Annotated in this window: 16 protein-coding genes; 4 read left to right on the forward strand and 12 right to left on the reverse strand. The window is 65.8% G+C overall.

What is annotated here, in order from left to right; all coding sequences use genetic code 11:
- A partial coding sequence (locus VJ307_06670; GenBank protein HJX73824.1) for a hypothetical protein occupies window positions 1-454 on the reverse strand: 454 nt, incomplete at its 3' end.
- A 72-nt stretch (window positions 455-526) separates the two neighbouring features.
- Here VJ307_06670 and VJ307_06675 point away from each other — a divergent pair.
- Window positions 527-2,554: a PBP1A family penicillin-binding protein gene (locus tag VJ307_06675; protein ID HJX73825.1), complete on the forward strand. Its 2,028-nt coding sequence runs from the start codon at window positions 527-529 to the stop codon at window positions 2,552-2,554.
- Between the two features lie 30 nt (window positions 2,555-2,584).
- On the opposite strand, the gene VJ307_06680 is transcribed toward VJ307_06675, so the two are convergent.
- From VJ307_06680 to VJ307_06705, 6 genes are all read right to left on the reverse strand, one after another.
- Window positions 2,585-3,325, reverse strand: a complete 741-nt coding sequence (locus tag VJ307_06680) for a methyltransferase domain-containing protein (GenBank protein ID HJX73826.1) — start codon at window positions 3,323-3,325, stop codon at window positions 2,585-2,587.
- A gap of 12 nt (window positions 3,326-3,337) precedes the next feature.
- The gene (locus tag VJ307_06685; GenBank protein HJX73827.1) at window positions 3,338-4,786 is read right to left on the reverse strand and encodes an RtcB family protein; all 1,449 of its coding nucleotides are present in this window, start codon (window positions 4,784-4,786) and stop codon (window positions 3,338-3,340) included.
- A gap of 52 nt (window positions 4,787-4,838) precedes the next feature.
- On the reverse strand, window positions 4,839-5,258 hold the full coding sequence (locus VJ307_06690; protein HJX73828.1) for an archease: 420 nt from the start codon (window positions 5,256-5,258) through the stop codon (window positions 4,839-4,841).
- On the reverse strand, window positions 5,255-5,992 hold the full coding sequence (locus VJ307_06695; protein HJX73829.1) for a metallophosphoesterase family protein: 738 nt from the start codon (window positions 5,990-5,992) through the stop codon (window positions 5,255-5,257). Before VJ307_06695 ends, VJ307_06690 begins: the two co-directional genes overlap by 4 nt.
- A gap of 63 nt (window positions 5,993-6,055) precedes the next feature.
- The gene (locus VJ307_06700; GenBank protein ID HJX73830.1) at window positions 6,056-7,348 is read right to left on the reverse strand and encodes a hypothetical protein; all 1,293 of its coding nucleotides are present in this window, start codon (window positions 7,346-7,348) and stop codon (window positions 6,056-6,058) included.
- A complete protein-coding gene (locus VJ307_06705) occupies window positions 7,345-10,395 on the reverse strand; it encodes an acyl-CoA dehydratase activase (GenBank protein HJX73831.1) in 3,051 nt (1,016 codons plus the stop codon). Before VJ307_06705 ends, VJ307_06700 begins: the two co-directional genes overlap by 4 nt.
- Before the next feature lie 230 nt (window positions 10,396-10,625).
- Between VJ307_06705 and tatB the strand changes: the two genes are divergently transcribed.
- The 3 genes from tatB (at window position 10,626) to VJ307_06720 (ending at window position 13,403) form a co-directional block, all read left to right on the forward strand.
- Window positions 10,626-10,916, forward strand: coding sequence for a Sec-independent protein translocase protein TatB (tatB, locus tag VJ307_06710; protein ID HJX73832.1), 291 nt, complete (start codon window positions 10,626-10,628; stop codon window positions 10,914-10,916).
- A gap of 23 nt (window positions 10,917-10,939) precedes the next feature.
- On the forward strand, window positions 10,940-11,686 hold the full coding sequence (tatC, locus tag VJ307_06715) for a twin-arginine translocase subunit TatC (GenBank protein ID HJX73833.1): 747 nt from the start codon (window positions 10,940-10,942) through the stop codon (window positions 11,684-11,686).
- A 79-nt stretch (window positions 11,687-11,765) separates the two neighbouring features.
- Window positions 11,766-13,403 carry a DUF3426 domain-containing protein gene (locus tag VJ307_06720; protein HJX73834.1) on the forward strand — a complete coding sequence of 546 codons (1,638 nt, stop codon included), beginning with the start codon at window positions 11,766-11,768 and terminating at the stop codon, window positions 13,401-13,403.
- Window positions 13,404-13,451: 48 nt separating this feature from the next.
- Here VJ307_06720 and VJ307_06725 read toward each other — a convergent pair whose 3' ends face one another.
- The 5 genes from VJ307_06725 to VJ307_06745 all read right to left on the reverse strand — a co-directional run bounded on the left by VJ307_06725 (window position 13,452) and on the right by VJ307_06745 (window position 18,076).
- Window positions 13,452-13,637: a twin-arginine translocase TatA/TatE family subunit gene (locus VJ307_06725; protein ID HJX73835.1), complete on the reverse strand. Its 186-nt coding sequence runs from the start codon at window positions 13,635-13,637 to the stop codon at window positions 13,452-13,454.
- Window positions 13,638-13,699: 62 nt separating this feature from the next.
- A complete protein-coding gene (locus tag VJ307_06730; protein HJX73836.1) occupies window positions 13,700-14,701 on the reverse strand; it encodes a 3-dehydroquinate synthase II in 1,002 nt (333 codons plus the stop codon).
- Window positions 14,698-15,501, reverse strand: a complete 804-nt coding sequence (locus tag VJ307_06735) for a 2-amino-3,7-dideoxy-D-threo-hept-6-ulosonate synthase (GenBank protein ID HJX73837.1) — start codon at window positions 15,499-15,501, stop codon at window positions 14,698-14,700. Before VJ307_06735 ends, VJ307_06730 begins: the two co-directional genes overlap by 4 nt.
- 31 nt (window positions 15,502-15,532) lie before the next feature.
- The gene (locus VJ307_06740) at window positions 15,533-17,095 is read right to left on the reverse strand and encodes a PilT/PilU family type 4a pilus ATPase (protein ID HJX73838.1); all 1,563 of its coding nucleotides are present in this window, start codon (window positions 17,093-17,095) and stop codon (window positions 15,533-15,535) included.
- A gap of 51 nt (window positions 17,096-17,146) precedes the next feature.
- On the reverse strand, window positions 17,147-18,076 hold the full coding sequence (locus tag VJ307_06745; protein ID HJX73839.1) for a TIGR02757 family protein: 930 nt from the start codon (window positions 18,074-18,076) through the stop codon (window positions 17,147-17,149).
- Window positions 18,077-18,450 lie beyond the last annotated feature (374 nt).

The following is an 18,450-nucleotide window of genomic DNA, read 5'->3' on the forward strand; positions in this document are numbered from 1 at the left end:
CCGAGGGAACCAGCCGCACGCCGGACAGGAGACTTCCCACCGGGGTCCCCGTCGCGGAAAAAGCCGCGAAGGAAAGCGTCTCCCCGTATTGGACATGGTCGAGGAAAAGGACCATGTCCGGGCTGCCGGTCAACAGGTGCACACGGTCGACGGAGAAGGTCACGGTGGCCGACTCGATGAACGCTCCCGGCGGGATCCCGTCGAGGGGGAACGAGAGGAATCCCCGGTGCTCGGGGCGGGGAGGAGGGACAAAAGGATCGAATCCGCAATCGATGACCGCCGCTGTCGTGACGACACCGTCCTGGCGCACGTCGCCGTCCGTCGCGGGATCGCTCCCGACGTCCGCGGAGACGGGGGGAAGGCCGTCGCCGCCCACGACGGAAAGAGAAAAGGAGAAGTCGCACCCCGGGCAAAGAAGCAGGATCCACAGCGCGGCGGCGGCAAACGGTCGCATCGCGTAACTCTTCCCTTGTGGCGGCAGCTTGTATGATAATTATCGTACCATGCCGGTAAGTACGGAAAAGGGATGACGTCTTTGCCGCTCGAGTTCGACGACGATCCGGGGGGTCGTCCCCGGACCAAGGGGCTTCTCCTGGCAGGGACGCTTTTCCTCTGCTTTCTTCTGGGAACGGGGGTCGGTCTTGTCATCCTGGCGAAGTTCTCATCGTTCCCTTCCCTGGAGTCCGTGCAGCAATACCGGCCGAGCATCTCCTCCAAGATCTACGACCGCTACAACCAGTTAGTGGGGGAAATCTACCTCGAGAAGAGAACCCTCGTCCCCTACCGGCAGATCCCCCGCTACGTCGTGGAGGCCTTCGTCGCGGCGGAGGACGCCAACTTCTTCCAGCACCGGGGAGTCGATCTCACCGCGATCGCCCGCGCCGCCGTCAAGGATCTCCTGGGGGGGAGCTTCGCCCAGGGAGGAAGCACCATCACCCAGCAAACGGTGAAAAACCTCTTCCTCACCCACGAAAAGAGCATCAGCCGGAAACTGAAGGAACTCATCCTCGCCTACCGCATGGAGCGGAAGATGAGCAAGGAGGAGATCCTCTACCTGTACCTGAACCAGATCTACCTCGGGGAGGGCACATACGGGGTGGAGGCGGCAGCGCGGACCTATTTCGGGAAGGGGGTGGGTGAACTCGGCGTGGCGGAGGGGGCGATGCTCGCCGCCCTTCCCAAGGCACCCACCCGCTATTCCCCGAGGACCAACCCCGACCTCGCGAAGGGCCGGCAGCGCTACGTCCTCCGGAGGATGGTCGAGGCGGGGTTCCTCACGCAGGCGGAGGCCGACAAGGCATATGCGGCCAGGATCGTCCTCGCCCCCCCTTCCACCTTCCGGTCGAAGGCGGCCTACTTTCTCGAACAGGTCCGCTTGTATCTCATGGAAAAATACGGGGCGGAGTCCCTCTACCAGGAAGGGCTGCGCATCTACACGACGATCGACACGCGCCTCCAGCAGATGGCCCACGCGGCTCTGATCGAGGGGATCAAGACCACGGAGGAGCGGAACAAGTACGAGGGACTTCAGGGGGCGGTCGTAGCCCTCGACCCGCACACGGGGGCGATCCTCGCCATGGTGGGGGGGACCGATTTCGCGCAGTCGCAGTTCAACCGCGCGCTCCAGGCGAGAAGACAGCCGGGGTCGGCCTTCAAGCCCTTCGTATACACCGCTGCGCTCTCCGCCGGGAGAACCGTCGTATCCATGACGGACGACTCCCCCATCGAGTTCGACCGGAACGAGAAGGAACTCTGGAAGCCGAGAAATTACGACGGGACATTCCTGGGGCCGATCCCGCTCATCGAGGCCCTCGCCAAGTCCCGCAACCTGGCGACGATCCGGCTCCTCAACGATGTGGGCGTCGCGTCGGTCCTTCGCACGGCGAAGACGATGGGCATCGAATCCCCGATCGAGCGGAACCTTTCCATCGCCCTGGGGTCCTCGGGGGTGACCCTGCTGGAGATGTGCACCGCGTACGCGACGTTCGCCAACGGAGGACTGAGGCCCGCGCCGTTTTTCCTGCGTGAGGTGAGGGACTCCCGCGGGGAGGTCCTGGAGAGAACGACCCCGGAAGCCGAACAGGCGATCTCCCCCGAAACGGCCTACCTCATGGTCCGCATGATGCAGGAGGTGATCCAGAGCGGGACGGGGAAGGCCGCGAGAGGACTCGGACACTTCCTCGCCGGAAAGACCGGAACGACGAACGAAAATACCGATGCGTGGTTCATCGGGTTCTCGCCCGACCTCGTGGCGGGGATATGGGTCGGGTTCGACACGCCGCGCCCCCTGGGCGACCGGGAGTCGGCGGCCGCCGTGGCGCTGCCCATCTGGATCCGATTCATGGGGCGGGCCCTGCCCCTCTTTCCCAACCGGGACTTCCCCGTGCCCCCCGGAATCCTCTTCTCCCGTGTCGACCTCGAGACCGGCAAGAGCCTCCCCCCCGGCTCCTCCGATGGGATCACCCTCCCCTTCCGGATCGGGACGGTGCCCCCGACGGCGCCTGTCGGGAAAAAGATCGGCCCATCCCTTCCGTCCCCGGACGACCTCTTGTAGGGGAAGCGAATTCGGAAACGGGACTCGCCCTTATCCTTTCACCGAGAGAACAACCATCCGCTCGGACTCCTCCGTGAAGGGATCTCCCGAAAGGGAGCCGAAGCAATTCTTCACCCGCAACCCGCATTTCCCGAGCATCGCTTCGAGCTCATCGCTCGAGTAGATCCGCACGTCGAACGTGGAGGAGATCCGGATCCCGTCCTTGCGTGTCAGCACGTGCTCCGCTGTCGCACGCCGGGTCCCGGAATTGAACCCTATCGACATCCGGAGCTGTCCTGAAGGGACCTCGATCGTCTGGTCCCAGTTCTCGAGGCGCGACAGGCCCTTCCCGGAGTTTCTCAGGTCGAGAAGCAGGGTGCCCCCCTCCCTCAGGCTCACCGCCACGTTATCCAGAACCCGCTGGTTCTCCTCGTCGCTGAAGAACCCGAAGGAAGTGAACAGGGAGAGGCACAGATCGAAGGCGCCGGGACGTCGGAAGAGCCGCATGTCCTCGCGCACCCATTCCACGGTGACCCCCTCCCGGTGGGCCCGCGCCCGGGCGATGTCCAGCATCTTGCTGGAAAGGTCCACGCCGGTCACCACGTATCCCCGCCGGGCGAGCGGGACGGCGTGCCTCCCCCGACCGCACCCCAGGTCCTCCACGGCCGACCCGGGGGGAACCGCGATGAGGCCGATGATCTCCTCCACCTCTTTCTCGGCATTCCCCTCGAGCGGCCCGAACAGCTGCGGGTATCTCTCGTCGAAGATCGTCTCGAACCACGCTCCCGGCATCCCCGGTCCCCCCTATCCCTTCACGACCGCCACGGGCCGAAGCCTGGCCACCCTCCTCGCGATCCCGGCGTCGTGCACGACCCCGACGACTTCGGACACGTCCTTGTAGGCCTCCGGAATCTCCTCGGCGAGGGTCTTCTGGGAGGCGCTGGCGACGAGCACCCCGCGCTTTTCCATCTCCTGGACGATCGACTTGCCCCGCACGCTCGCCTTCGCCTGGGTCCGGCTCATCCGGCGTCCCGCGCCGTGGCAGGTCGAGCCGAACGAGAGGCTCATCGCCGCCGGCGAACCCGCAAGGACAAACGAGGAGGTCCCCATGTCGCCCGGAATGAGCACCGGCTGTCCCACGTGCCGGTACGCTTCCGGAATTTCCCGGTTCCCCGCAGGGAAACAGCGGGTCGCCCCCTTCCGGTGGACGAGGACTTTCCGCTTCGCGCCGTGGATCTCGTGCACCTCGAATTTGGCATTGTTGTGCCCGCAGTCGTACACCAGCCGCATCCCGAGGTCGCGCGGCCCCATTCCGAGGAACCTCAGGAACGTCTCCTGGGTCTGGTGCGCGAGCATTTGCCGGTTGGCGAATGCGTAGTTGCCCGCCGCGGCCAGCGCGGACAGGTACCGCTGCCCCTCGGGGGAGCGGATGTGCGCGCAGGCGAGTTGCCGGTCGGGAAGATCGATCGCGTTGCGGCGCATGTAGTCGGCCATCGTCACCAGGTAGTCGTCGCAGACCTGGTACCCCAGTCCCCGGGATCCCGAATGGACGAGGACGGCCGCCTGGCCGGGGAAGATCCCGAACGCCCGCGCGGCCTCTTCGTCGAACACCTCCGCGACCTCGTCGATCTCGAGGAAGTGGTTCCCCGAACCGAGCGTCCCCAGCTGGTTGCGCCCCCTCTTCTTGGCGACGGCCGAAACCGCATCGGGGTCCGCCCCCGGCAGCCTCCCCCCGCTTTCGGTGCGCTCGATGTCCTCCGCGGACGCATACCCCCGGGACGCCGCCCAGCGGGCCCCATCGACCAGGACCTTCTCCTCGTCCGCCGCGGCGAGGCGGACGAACCCCGTCGAGCCGACCCCCGAGGGGACTTCCCGATGCAGGGCGGCCACGAGCTCCTTGAGCTTCGGGCGAAGCGCGTCGACGGTCAGGTCGGACCGGAGAAGACGGACCCCGCAGTTGATATCGTACCCCACTCCGCCGGGGGAGACGACTCCCTCTTCCGCATCCATCGCGGCCACCCCCCCGATCGGGAAGCCGTATCCCCAGTGGATGTCCGGCATCCCGATGCTGTATTTCAGGATTCCCGGGAGGTGGGCGACGTTCATGACCTGGCGGACGGCCTCGTCGCGCACGATGTCCCCCATCATCGCCTCGGAGGCGAAGATGAGCCCGGGGACCCGCATCCCGCTCTCCTGCGGGATTTCCCACATCGTCTCGGATAATTTCCTGATTTCGACGTCCCGGAACCGCATGGGCGGCTCTCCTTCCCCGCCGGTACCCCCCCGCGATCGCTCGGGTCGGGGACTACACGTCCACCACGAAACGGGCGAGACAGCCCCCCGGCGACCTCTCCACGGCGATGGCGTGCGCCGTCACCGCCTTGATCTCCCGCCTGACGTCGTGTCGGGAGAAGTCGAGAGGCTCCCCCGCCACCGTCAACGTCACCCGTTCCTTATGTATCGTAACACGCGCGGTGCGGGCGACAAACCGGTGGACGGTAAAGATCTGGAGCGCCTCGCGAAGCAGAAAAAAGAGCTGCTCCTCCGCCGTGCCGCCGGCCGCTTCCGCGGTGCGGAACTCCGCACCCCGCACGGTCCGCCTGTCCGTCAGAAGAGAGAAGAGCGCGAGAACGCAGGAGGAGAACAGGCCGGGAAGGTCTGCACCGCGGACCTCCAGCATGAGGTCCGCCGTGTGCGGGAGGAGGCGGAACCGCCGCCCTTTCACGTTCCGTCCGCCAGGCGCGCCGCGAAGAACCTCGGAAGACCCGCCTCGAGAATCTTCCGCTGGCAGGACGGCACGTCGTACGGCACGCGGATCCAGGAGGCCCGGCCGGCGCCCGTGTCCCAGATCAGGAAGGAGGCGAGGGGGTTCCGGTCGCGCGGCTGGCCGACGCTCCCGGGGTTGAGCATTCCCGTCTCGCCCTCCCCGATCCGCAGGCCCTCAAGGGGTGCGGAGACGGTGCTTCCGTCCTTCCTTCGGACGAAGGCCGCGGGCAGGTGGGTGTGGCCGAAGAACACCACGCGGGGGCAGGATTCGCCGGACAGCATGCCGATCTCCTCCTCGGCGTCCTCGAGAAGGAAGAGATAGCGGTCCGGATCGGAGGGGGAACCATGGACAAGCAGGATCCCTTCGGGAAGCCGAAGGCTCTCCGCGAGCCCCGCGAGATACTCCCTCGAGTCGGGAGAGATCTGTTCGGCGGACCATCGGGCGGCAAGCAGGGCCGGCGCATGGAAGAACTCGCCGGTCGCCCTCCCCGTCACGACGGCGTCGTGGTTGCCGAAGACCCCCGCCACCCCGTTCTCCCGGGCCCAGCGGACACAGGTCTCGGGCTCGGCGTTGTACCCCACGAGGTCGCCCAGATGGACCACCCGGTCGACGCGCTGCCGATCGATCTCCCGGAGGACGGCGGCGAGGGCGTCCCCGTTCGAGTGGATATCCGATACCACCGCGAGCCTCACGCCGCTCTCCGCCTCCCTCGCCCCGTCGCGGGCCGGAACCGGCGAAGTCCCGGCGGGAAACGATCAGGCTCCGGCCGCCGCGGCCGCTCCCAGGCCCTCCGGCAGTACCCGCCGCTCCTTTTTCCTGGATGCATACTCCCGGACGAGCTCCATGAAGATCTCCAGCTCGTACCGCCGGTCCACGTGCGTCCCGTCAAAGTATAGCACGCGGACGGGGAGGCCATCGCAGTCGCGGGAAACGCGAGGATACACGGCCTCGGAGACGATGCCGTTCATACAGGAGAAGGGGTTGATGTCGAGAATCCCGTCCACCCCTTTCCTGTACAGATATACGGATTTCCCCACCGACAGCAGCATCTCCCCCAGGGTCCCCTCGGGCACCAGGTACGGACGGGCGAGCTCCATCACCTCGCGGATGTCGTGCGGCTCCTCGTACCCCCGGAAGTCCCCCCCGAAGACCACGAGGAGCGAGTGCTCGTCCTTCCGCTGGTAGTGCCACTTCAGCTTCGCCCCGAGCATCTCCATGCTCAGGGTCTTCCCGTACCGCTTGAGCTCCCGGTGGTGATCGGCGTTGGTGTACCAGACCCACTCCGTCACGTCGGAAATCCAGCATTCCCCCCCCGTCTCCTCCACCTTGCGCACCACGTCGTCGTTGCTGAAGGCGTTGAGCCGGCAGAAGATCTCCCCGACGACGCCGATCAGGGGGCGCGGAGAGGAGAAGTCCGCCGGCACTTCGTGGAATCTCTTCCGGCCTTCCCGGAGCGCCGCGACGATCCGCGCGAGTTTCTCCCCCTGCTTCTCGCCGGGGATCTCCACGGCCCGGCACAGGATTCCGATCGCATCGTCGAACGCCCGATCCGCTGCGCCCTTCTCCCTCTCGTAGGGACGAACCCGAAGGAGGAGCTTCTGGAGAAGATCCCCGCCCACCATGGCTCTCCACGCGGTGCGGAGAAGCTCGTCGGCGTGATCTCCCACCCCGCTGTATCCGTCCGAGCAGGAGGGGGAGATCAGCAGCACGTCGCCGTATCCCATCTCCTCGAACACCATCTTCATGTAGGGCCCGTACTGTCCGAACCGGCACGGCCCGTTGGAGGCCGGCATGAAAAGCGCCATCTTTTCCGGGGCGATCTTCCCGTGGACGAGAAGTTTCAGCGTGTCGCCCAGCGTTACCTTCTGGGGGAGGCATTCCTCCCCCGAGGAGAAGCGCCCGCCGAGAAGAAGGGTCTCCTCGTCCGAGGGCGGCATGGCCCTCGCCTCGATCCCGACCGACCGGAACGCCGCCGATATGGTTCGCACCCCCGCCTCGTTCATGGGGGGGAAAAAGACCGTCCTTCCGGAAAGCGGCGACCCGCTCACGCTTCGGCCCACCAGCGCAATACCCGCTTGCTGTCGAGATACGCCTCGCACCGGGTCATGTACCCGGCGTCGTTCCCGTGTCCGTCGAACTGGAGGGAAAGGGAGGAGGCGTCGGACGCCTTCCGGATGAAATGCCGGATGTAGGAATCCGGCCCGCATTTGAAATTGGTGATGTAGATGATGTGGAACTTCGGGCGGTTCCTGCACCATCGCGCCGCCGCGATGATCTTCCTTCCGTAGTTCCAGAACATGTTGTCATGGATCTCCCGGATGTCGATCCCGTCGACGGGCAGAAAATCGATCGGGATCACGTTCGCCCCGTACTGGTCGCGCAGTTTTCCGGGGACATTCAGGTTGACGTCCCGGTCGTAGAGGTTGTACGAGCGGCCGATCAGGATGACGGCGTGCGCGTCCGCCTTCTCCACTTCCGAGACCGCCATCGCGCCGCGGTCGAGAAGGAAGTTGCCGAACCGGTGCTGCTCCTTCCACCCCTCGCGGATCGCCTCCCGGACCTCGCGGCGGGAGACCCCCAGCGGACCGAAGCACTCGAAGAGGTCCTCGACCACAAGACGCTCTTCGTCCCGGAAGCGGACGGTCGGGGAGAGAAGCTTCTGGCGCACCTCCTTCTCCCAGCCGGGGACCGACGCCAGGACGAACGGAAGGGTCTGTCCCCACGGGCAGAAGTGCGACTCGGTGTGGGTGTGGGTGGTCTCCGCATTGACGACGTTGGGGACGAACAGAAAATCGATCCCGTCCCGCAGAAGCGCGGCCACGTGCCCGTGGGCGACCTGGATCGGGTAGCACGGCTCGGCGACGGTCTTCTCGAGCCCTTCCCTCGCAATCGCCTTGTCGGTGCGCGGGCTCACCTTCACCCCGAATCCCAGGCGGGTCAGGAACGTCTTCCAGAACGGAAACCGCTCGTAGAAATACATGGCGCGGGGAACCCCCACGGTTCCCCGGGGTCCCTTTGTCTCCCCGCCCAGAAGGGACTCGAACCACTCCGCCCGCCGGGCGGGCAGGTCCTCGATCACGGGCTTGACCCCGGTCCGGGCGCTTTTCCGGTATCTCTCGGAGCACTTGTCCCCCCAGTAGGTGTTCGTGCCGTCGATCCGGATCTCCTGCATGTCGCAGAAATTGCTGCACCCCTTGCAGACGAACTCGCGCCTCCGGTAGTCGACCTTGCCCAGGTCGAAGCCGCGGAAGCGGGTTCGGTCCCCTGTTGCGCGCATCTTGTCGCGCGCGAGGAGGGCCATACCGATCGCCCCGATGACTCCGTTGTGCGGCGGGACGATGATCTTCTTCCCCAGCACATGGGTGAAGGCCGCCGCGACGGAGTCGTTGTAGGCGGTCCCCCCCTGGAAGTAGATCGTCTCCCCGATCTTTCGCCCCCGGACGACGCGGTTCAGGTAATTGATGACCACGGAGTAGGCGAGCCCCGCCACGAGATCGACCTTGGAGGCCCCCCGGTGGAGGTAGGTGTTCAAATCCTGTTCCATGAAGACGGTGCACCGCTCTCCCATGCGGACGGGAGCGCGCGACGAGAGGGCCATCTCCCCAAACTCTCCCTTGATCCGGATCCCGAGACGCTCCGCCTGTTCCTCCAGGAAGGAGCCGGTACCCGCCGCGCACGCGTCGTTCATCGCGAAGTCCACCACGACGCCGTCCTCCAGGCTGATGAACTTTGAATCCTGCCCGCCGATCTCGAAGATCGTGTCGACCGACTGCCCGAAGAATCGGCGGCTGATGAACGAGGAGCCTGTCTTGTGGGCGGTGATCTCGTCCTGTACGGTGTCCGCCCCCACGAGCTCCCCGATCAATTCCCTCCCCGAGCCCGTCGTGCCGACGCCGCGGATCCGGATCCTCTCCCCGAACTCCTCCCGCAGGTCGCGCAAACCCTCCGTCACTACCTGGACCGGCCGTCCCTGCGTGCTGACATAGATCTCCTTCAGGAGGTTCCCCTCCCCGTCGAGAAGCGCGAAATTCGTGCTGACGGACCCCACATCGATCCCGAGGAAGAGTTCCGGGCGGCCTTCGAGGGAGGGAACCTCGCCCACCCGATCCCGCAGGAAGACGACGTTTCCGGTGGAAAGAGGGGGCCAGGAGGGGAACGACCTCTCCCCCTCCGCGGGCAACCCCGGGGAAAGGAAAAAGGCCTGCCCCCGCTGCCTCTCCTCCGGCGTCCGGACCTCCGCGGACAGCATCGCGGCCCCCACCGCTCCAAGATGGGCATATCCCCACGGGAGCACGACGTCCTCGGGGGAAAAACCGAACGAGTCGCAAATTGCGCGCACGACCCCCTGGTTGGCGAACAGCCCACCGACAAGCGCCACCCGCGGAACGGGGTCCTTTCCCTTGTTGATGCTGCTCTTGAAATTGCGGGCGACCGCATCGCAAAGCCCCTTCAGGATCTCCTCGGGAGAATACCCTTTCTGCTGGGCGTGGATCATGTCGCTCTTGGCAAACACCGAGCACCGCCCCGCGATCCGGGCCGCGCTTCCCGCCCGGGCGACCATCTCTCCGATTTCCTCCACGACCAGCTTCATCCGATGGGCCTGCTGGTCGATGAACGACCCCGTGCCGGCGGCGCAGTCCCCGTTGGTGTCGTAGTCCCGGATGCGCAACGGCCCCTCCCCGCCGGACCTTTCGAGCCGGATGACCTTCGCGTTCTCCCCCCCCATCTCGAAGATCGTCCGGACATCGTCGTGCAACGCCGTGACCCCCCGCACCAGGCAGCGGAAGTCGTTCTCGTACCGGAATCCCAGCGCCTTCGCAAGGTGCGCTCCGCTTTTGCCGGTGACGGTCACGTCCCGGATCCGCCCGGCGCCGATCCGGTCGCTCCACTCCGCCAGCCGCTCCGGGACTTTCCGGTTCGGATCCCCCATCAGACGGTCGTAGGAGAGAAGATAGGCGCGCGCGCCCCCGGAAAGCGTCACCGGATCGGCGCCGAGAAAGGCGGAACGGGTTCCCTCGGGGAGAGGGGGGTCCGATGGCAGGGCGACAAGACCGAACTTCACGCTGATCGACCCTACGTCGATGCCGATGTGCACTGCGTTCCTCCTGGGGGAGAGCTTTGGGGATTGCCGGTAACACCGTTTCCTATTCAAAGGCCATGCCTTCCCCAGGTTATCCAGGAAAGACAACCGGATACGCCTCCTCCTCCGGGGACGTCCCCCCCGGAGGGAGATCCGATCGGATAGACCGGCTATCTTTTCGGATACCGTGGATTTGGCGGAGAACCCGAGGTATAGTAATTTACCAGCAATCAGGAGAGGGCGGGATGTTCGGAATCGGCTTCCAGGAGATGCTCATCATTCTTGTCGTGGTCCTGATCTTCTTCGGGCCGAAGCGTCTCCCGGACCTCGCCAAGAGCCTCGGGAAGGGGATCGCCGAATTCAAGAAGGCGTCCGAAGAGGTGCGAAAGGGGATCGACGAAGCCGTCCGGGAAGCGGAATCCGAAGAAAAGGACCAGGAACCCCCTGCCTCCCCCGCCGGCGACGCGCAGCGCTCCGAGGTTCCCCCGTCCGCGGCAGGAGATCCCGCTTCCTCCCCCACCCCCCCCCAGGAATGAGGGGGCAAGGCATCTCCCTCTAGATGAACCCGGAACCGGAAACGAACTCCGAGGTCCGCCTGCCCCTCACCGAGCACCTGGAAGAACTGCGTAAGCGCCTGATGTGGTCCCTGGCCGCGATGGGGGTGGGAACCGTCCTGTGCTACTCCCGCGCGGAATGGATCTACCGGACGCTTCTCACACCCCTCACCGATCGGCTCCCCGGAGGTTCCCGGCTCATCTTCACCGAACTCACCGAGGCGTTCCTCACCTACTTCAAGCTGGCCCTGTGGGGAGGATTTCTCCTGGCAAGCCCCTTCATCTTCTACCAGACGTGGCGTTTCGTCAGCCCCGGACTCTACCGGAAAGAAAGAAAGATCCTCTTCGTCTTCTCCTTCTGGTCGACGGCGGCCCTGATTGCCGGGATGGCGTTCGGATACTTCGTCGCGGTCCCTTCGATCTTCACCTTCTTCCTCGCCTTCGGGGGAACGACCATCGTTCCGATGCCGTCGATGAGGGAGTCCCTCTCTCTGATTCTGCGGATCCTTTTCCTCTTCGGGGTGATGTTCGAGATACCGCTGGTCCTGTTTCTTGCGGGGCGGGCGGGAATCCTCTCCCCGAACCTCCTGCGCCGCGGGAGGAAGGTGGCGGTGGTCGGCGCCTTTCTCCTGGGGGCGGTTCTCACCCCCCCGGATGCCGTCTCCCAGATTCTCGTCGCCGTCCCGCTCTATGTCCTCTACGAGGCGGGCATCTTCCTGTGCGCCCTCGGAGCAAGGCGGAGGGAGAAGTGAAAATCCGGGTTGAGAGGTCTCTGCAAATCCATTATAGTCGGGTTGGGATGATGCTTGAAAAGGACGGAGAGGAAGAAAAATGATCATCGAGTGCCAGGCATGCCGCGCCCGCTTCCAACTGGACGAATCCCGGATCAAGGGCAAGGGCGCGCGCATCCGCTGCCGGAAGTGCGGCGAGTCCATCATCGTCATGAAAAGCGACATCCCTCCGACCCCGCCCTCCCCTCCCGCAGCGAAGGACCTCTTCGACCTTCGTGCGATCTTGGACGCACCGGAACAGAAGGCGGCCAGGTCGTCCCGCGACGAGGTCGATGCCGCGTTCGACAAGATCTTTTCCGCGGAACCGGAGACCGGACCGGTCGCCTCCCGGGAAGAAAAAGCACCGGCGCCCCCCGAGGAAAAGGCACAGGATGAATTCGCGCGAAAACCCGAGGAACCGCGGGGAACACCCGCCCATCTTTCCCGTGAGGAGGTCGACACCGCCTTCGACGAACTTCTCCGGGAGGACCGGGAACCGGAAACGATCTCCCCGAAACCCCCGGAATCCGCCCTTCCGCGCGACGAGTTCGACGCCGCGCTTGAAAGCCCCCTGTTTGCCGAGGCGGATCTCGAACCGCCCCGTCCTCCCGAGACGGAGGAGCCGGCACCCGATCGCGGGTTCCCGGACGCTCCCTTCCCCCGGGAGCCCGAAAAGGAGGAGGAACTCCTCTTCCCGGAGAAGTCCGAGGAAATCGGTCCGCCGGATCGGTCGATCGAGGAGTTGTTCCGCCCCCCGCAGCCGGCGAAGGAAGGATCGGAACCGGCCCGGGAACCGTTGACGCCCCTTGAACTCGACGAGAGCACCTCGGAATATCTGCGGACGAATGGGGTCACCGCGGAACCGGCCACGCCACTCGACATCTCGGAACAGCTCGGCGAAGCGCCTCTCTGGTCCACCGGGGAGGAGATGCCATCGGCTGACCTGGCGCCGGAGCCGCTCCCACGCTTCGAAGAGGCCCCCTCTCCCCGCGTGGAGACGATCCAGGAGGAACTGGCCGACCTGGCCGAAAAACGCCGCCTGCAGGAGGAGGCCCGCATACTGGCCCCCCCACCGCCCGCCCCGCCGCCGCAGATCCCCCCACTGAAGACCCCTTCGCTGAAGCTTCCGGAGGTCGAAAGACCATCGGCCTCGGCGCGACGCCGGCCCACCGCTCCCTCCAAACGCCCCTCGATCACGCTTCTGGTGCTCCTGCTCATCACCCTGGCGGGGGGAGGGGCGTACCTCGCGATCCTGGACCCGGAGCTAGAGTCCCTTCACTCCATCTTCTCCGCCGTGGAGTACTTCCGGTCTGGCGGGAATAAGTCCGTTCAGGCCTACAAGGTGGAAAACCTGGCCGGGTTCTACGAGACGGACGGCAAGGCCGGGAAGCGGTTCGTCGTCAAGGGGATGATCACCTCCCAGGGGCCGGAGAAGACCAGCGGAATCCGGGTCCGGGCCGAGCTGCTCGACAAGAGTAACCAGACGATCGCCGAAAAGACGGCGTACGCGGGGAACATCATCCCCGCCTTGAACTCCGCGGACCGGGAGCAGATCGAGACCGCCATGGCAAACCGGTTCGGGGACAAACTGAGCAATGTGGACATCCCACCGGGACAGTCGGTCCCTTTCATGGTGGTGTTTTTCGACCCCCCCGAGGGGATCGAGGAATATCGAGTGGAAGCCCTGAAAGAGGAATAAGGGCGCCGCCGCCGCGCCGCGTCTCGCCAGCGGGAAGAACCGGACCCGCTACTTGTCCTTGTTCTCCGGCTTGGAGGGAGTGACGTCGATCTCGTTCTTCTCCTTCATCGCCTTTTTGAAGTTGCGGATCCCTTCCCCAAGGCCGCTTCCGATCTGCGAAAGCTTCCCCGCCCCGAAGAGCAGGACCACGATCACGAGAACGATCAGAAGTTCCGGTATCCCGAGTCCGAACATGCCTACCTCCCGGCAGTTGGCCGTCTATGGGTTCATGATACCACCGGGGTAGGAAAAACTCCTCAATTTTCCCGGATCGTCTCCTCCACGGCTATCCCGAAGTGCCTGCCCGCCCTTTCCTCCGCGAGAAGAACGGAATCCCCCGCGGACATCCTCGCCACGGAGACCGCTCCCCCCCCGGCGACCGCCAGCCGAATCGTCTCCGCATTCTGCAGGATCACGGAATGGCTTGCGCCTCCCGTCCCTTCCGCCCGCACGAGCAACAGCGGCCGCCTCTCCACTTTCACGCGCCCCACGGCGGCCGTCTCCGCCTCCCCGTGTTCGTTCACCAGGAGCACCTCGGCGCCCGCCGAAAGCTCCGACAAATAGGCCGTCCGCCCCGCCGGAAGCCGGCAATAGGAGTGCACCGCTCCCGCATTGATGCGGAATGGCCGGGGGAGAACGTACGGGTTCGGGGCGTTTTCCGCGCATACGAGGAACATCCCCGCGCTCGAGTTCCCCACCAGCATCCCGGTGCTCCCTTCGATCAGCGAGCAGGTGTCGACGCACACCCGGTCCCCGATGCCGAGGGAGGTGATTTCGGTCACCCGGGCGGACACAAGAGGCACACCCCCGGCATCGATCCGGGCCGCCGAAGCCAGCCGGCGCATCCCGGCAGGCGAGTCGGCCTCGAGAACGATCCCGTGGACCCCCCGTTCCAGCACCCCCCTGCAGAGCGCGACTTCCTCGGGGGTATGGGCCACGACGAAAATCTTCCTCCGGTGGGCCACCAGGTTCTCGAGGGGGATCACCTCCCTCTCCTTCGGGCGGATCACCCAGACCGTCTCCGGGGATGAGGACAGGACCGCCGTTTCGTCCTCCCTCCCCCGCATCCCCGTAACCCGGAAATCCCTCCCCTCGCGCAGATCCCCCTCGGAGCACACGGTGGCGACCCGCCCGAGCTCCCGGGCGTCGTCGGAGCATCCGTCCGGCACCCAAAGGGTCTCCACGCCCAATTCGAGCGCCGCGATCGCGACATCCTTCTTCCAGGGGATGACCCGGGCCCACAACACCGGGACCATCATTTCCCCGCCCGCTTCACGATGTCGGCCGCTTCCTTCGTCGTCGCCCCCTCGTGGACGATCGCCGCGATGGCCCGGACCATCGCGGCCGGGAACTTGTGCTGGAACACGTTGCGCCCGATGGAGGCGCCGGCCCCGCCCGCCTCCATCACCCCTTTCACCATCCGGAACACGTCCTCGTCGCTTTCCGCCTTCTCGCCCCCCGCGATGACGACGAGGGAGGCACACCCCTCCACCACCTCCCGGAACGTCTCGGGGCTCCCCGTGTACGGGACCTTCACGATGTCCGCCCCCATCTCCGCCCCCACCCGCGCCGCGTGCCGGACGTACCGGGCGTCGAACTCGCTCCGGATCTTCGGTCCCCGCGTGTAGATCATCGCGAGGAGGGGCATCCCCCACCTCTGGCAGTCGGTGGAAACCGTTCCGAAATCCCGGAGCATCCGGGCCTCGTCCTCGGCACCGAGATTCACGTGGATCGACACCGCGTCGGCTCCCATCCGGAGCGCGTCCTCCACCGTGGCCACCAGCACCTTCCGGTTCGCGTCCGGAGAAAGCGTCGTGCTGGCCGAGAGGTGGAGGATGAGCCCGAGGTCCTTGCCGTAGCCGCGGTGTCCGAACATGGCGGCGCCGCGGTGGACGATGGCGGCGTTGGCGCCCCCCTCGGCGATGAGGTTGGCGGTGGGGGGGATCTGGATGAGGCCGGGGATGGGACCGACGGTCATCCCATGGTCCAACGGAACGATGACGGTTCGCCGGGTGTTCCGGTCGACGATCCTCTCCAGCCGGATTTTCTTGCCGATCATCCCCTTCTTCCCCCCGATCCCCGGCCCCGTCCTACCGGTAGGCGCCCCGGATCCTGAGCAGCTCGTTGAGGTACGTCGCGTTGTCCGCGTACTTCAGCGCCTCCTCGTACTTCACCGACCCCGATGCGACCAGCTCCGCGAGGCTCCAGTCGATGCTCACCAGTTCCTCGACGTTCGTCTGCATCATGGCGCGCAGGAGATGGACCTTCCCCTCGCGGATGGCGTTTCGCACCCGGAGGGAGTTGCTCATCCTCTCCCATGCCAGGATGCGCCCGCTCCCGGACGCACGCCGGAGGAGGCGCTGCGAGAAGACCACCTGGAGGCATTCCGCCAGCTGCGCCCGCACCTGGGAATGCTGCCCCGAGGGGAAGGTGTCGATGATTCGGTCCACGGCCGCCGTGGCATTGAGGGAGTGCATCGTCGCCAGGACGAGATGGCCGGTCTCCGCCGCCGTGAGAGCGATGGAGAAGCTCTCGTAGTCCCGCAGCTCGCCGATCACGATCACGTCGGGGTTCTGCCGGAAGATATGACGGAGCCCGTCGGCGAACGAGAGGGTGTCGGTCCCCACCTCCCGCTGGTTCACGTTCGAGTTCTTGTGCCGGTGCGTGTACTCGATCGGGTCCTCGATCGTGATGATGTTCGCCTTCTTCTCCCGGTTGATCGTGTCCACGATATTGGCCAGGGTCGTGGTCTTGCCGTGACCGTTCGGCCCCGTGATCAGGATGAGACCCTGCTTCCGCAACGCGTACTCGGGAAGGAAATCCGGGATGCTCAGCTCGGTGGCGGGGGGAATCTTGTCCGCGACGTGCCGGGCGGTGAACGCGAGGGAGCCGCGCTGGCGGTAGACGTTGCAGCGGAATCGCCCGACCCCGTCGAGGGAATAGGCGAAATCGAGCTCGAGGTTCTCTTGGAAGAGCCGCTTCTGTTCCGGCGTGAGGAGATCGTAGACCATCGACTCCACTTCGGTCGGCTTGAGCGCGGGGATGTCCAGGCGCCGGATTTCCCCGTCCACACGGAGGGACGGGATCGCCCCGGCGGAAAGATGAAGGTCCTGCCCGTGGAATGTCACCAGGGCCTTGAGAAGGCTTGCGGCGTTGGCCTCCACCGGAATGCGCCGCTGCGGTTTCTCCCCGGAGAGCTTGAGGGTTTTCACCCCGTACCCGGCGGTCTGGATCAGCTTGAGCATCTGATCGAAATGGGATGCGGACAGGATCACCGGCTTCGTGTTGTACCCCGACTGGAACTCCACCTCGGAGAGGGCCGACAGGTCCGTCGGGTCGACCATCCCGACCACGAGCCGGTTTTGCTCGAACCCGATGGGCAGCAACCGATGGGACTGGACGGACTCCAGATGGACGAGGCGCTGGATCGAGGGGGGGATCTCCACCCGGGAGAGATTGATATGCTGCAGACCCGTCTGTTCGGAAAGGGAGTTCAGCAGAACTTCCTCGCTCAGGTAGCCCAGCCGGATCAGGTTCTCCCCGAGCGTCCCGCCGAGCTGCCTCTGACCGTTGAGCGCATCTTTCAGCTGTTCCTCCGTGATCAGGCCCGTGGAAACGAGAATTTCCCCGATTTTCACCTTCTTGTTCGCCATTTCCCCCTCCCCTATACCGGAGTCCCGGTCCTTGAAAGCATCTTCCCAAATCTATCCCACAGGGGGAAGGGTGGGCAACACCAATTTCTTCCCCCGGGCTCGCCCTCCTTGCCCCGGCGCGGGGCGATCCGGGATCGCCCCCATCCGGCAGGCGACGCAGAGGGGGCACAGGCCGCACCTCCCCCGGACGGGGAGGGTGCAGGCCTTGAGGATCCCGATCCGGGTCAGGGCGAAGTCGAACCGTACGGGGTCTTCCGGGCAGACCGCCCGGAACGCGTCGGTGATCTCTTCGGCCATTCTCCAGTCGGCAGTGTTCCTTGCCGTGAGCCCCAACCACTTCCCCAATCGCGCCATATGCGTGTCGAGGGGGACGATCAGGTGCCGCGGGGAGAGTGCCGTCCAGATTCCGAGATCCACCCCGTCTCCCGCGCGCACCACCCACCGGAGGAACAGGTTGTGCCGCTTGCACGCCGATCCCTTGCGCGGGTCGGGAAAGAGGAAATCCCGCTCTCTCGCGATCCTCCTCCCCCACGATTCCCGGAAACGGGCCAGAAAAGCGGCCATCCGCAACCGCGGGTCGCAATCTTCGCGTTCCGTGCACCGCCGGTAGAGGGCTTCCAGGGAACCGTGCTCGAGGAGGGCGGCGCGGACGCACCGGAGGAACCGGTGGACGCCCTCCCCCGAGATGAACCGGTGGGAAAGCCCCGTGATCCGAGACGGGGAGAGGGGGCGCCGCGCGGTCAGGGCCGCATGGGGGGAGGGCCCGAGAGCCCCGAACATTCGTTCGAGGAACGACAGGATCTGGACCACGTTGCCGAAAGCGAAGGAGGCCGCCAGAAACGCGGCGACCTCGACGTCCGCCCGGTCCTCGAATCGGTGGGGGAACCGCACGGGGTCGGACGACAGATCGGCGGCCCCGTAGGTGCGAAGGGACGCCTTGAGCGCCTCCCGGAGACGACCGCTCCCGTCTAAGTGCTCCATTTCACAAATACGGTTGCATTCGAGCGCCGCTGCAGGGGGCCGGTCCCCGGAAGGGTTTCGTCGCGAGACAAGAGAGACCCGAGGCGAGACGGGCAAGCGCAGGAGCGAGCGCGGAGGCGTACGGGAAGTACGCCGCACAAGCGAGCGACGAGCACGCCCGACGCAGCCCGGGGATCGCTTGTCGCAGCAGAAAAGGCAGCCCTTTTGGCGACCGGCGCCTGCGGCGAGGGAACGCACCGCCAGCCCTTTGTCGGACTCCCTGCGCCCGGCTCGGCGTACCGCCAGTACGCCTGCGCCGTGCTCGGTCGTCCTTCGCGGTCTGACGGCGCATCCGCTTCGCCTCGGCTGCCGACCCTTCCGGGGACAGGCCCCTC

The organism is Candidatus Deferrimicrobiaceae bacterium (assembly GCA_035256765.1).
In the GTDB taxonomy this organism is placed as follows: domain Bacteria; phylum Desulfobacterota; class Deferrimicrobia; order Deferrimicrobiales; family Deferrimicrobiaceae; genus CSP1-8.

Bases quoted from the DNA above. Each gene is read 5' to 3' on its own strand.
- VJ307_06730 (HJX73836.1), bottom strand. From the start codon at position 14,701: ATGATGGTCCCGGTGTTGTGGGCCCGGGTCATCCCCTGGAAGAAGGAT.
- VJ307_06680 (HJX73826.1), bottom strand. From the start codon at position 3,325: ATGCCGGGAGCGTGGTTCGAGACGATCTTCGACGAGAGATACCCGCAG.
- VJ307_06745 (HJX73839.1), bottom strand. From the start codon at position 18,076: ATGGAGCACTTAGACGGGAGCGGTCGTCTCCGGGAGGCGCTCAAGGCG.
- VJ307_06685 (HJX73827.1), bottom strand. From the start codon at position 4,786: ATGCGGTTCCGGGACGTCGAAATCAGGAAATTATCCGAGACGATGTGG.
- VJ307_06725 (HJX73835.1), bottom strand. From the start codon at position 13,637: ATGTTCGGACTCGGGATACCGGAACTTCTGATCGTTCTCGTGATCGTG.
- tatC (HJX73833.1), top strand. From the start codon at position 10,940: ATGAACCCGGAACCGGAAACGAACTCCGAGGTCCGCCTGCCCCTCACC.
- VJ307_06720 (HJX73834.1), top strand. From the start codon at position 11,766: ATGATCATCGAGTGCCAGGCATGCCGCGCCCGCTTCCAACTGGACGAA.
- VJ307_06675 (HJX73825.1), top strand. From the start codon at position 527: ATGACGTCTTTGCCGCTCGAGTTCGACGACGATCCGGGGGGTCGTCCC.
- tatB (HJX73832.1), top strand. From the start codon at position 10,626: ATGTTCGGAATCGGCTTCCAGGAGATGCTCATCATTCTTGTCGTGGTC.
- VJ307_06740 (HJX73838.1), bottom strand. From the start codon at position 17,095: ATGGCGAACAAGAAGGTGAAAATCGGGGAAATTCTCGTTTCCACGGGC.
- VJ307_06735 (HJX73837.1), bottom strand. From the start codon at position 15,501: ATGATCGGCAAGAAAATCCGGCTGGAGAGGATCGTCGACCGGAACACC.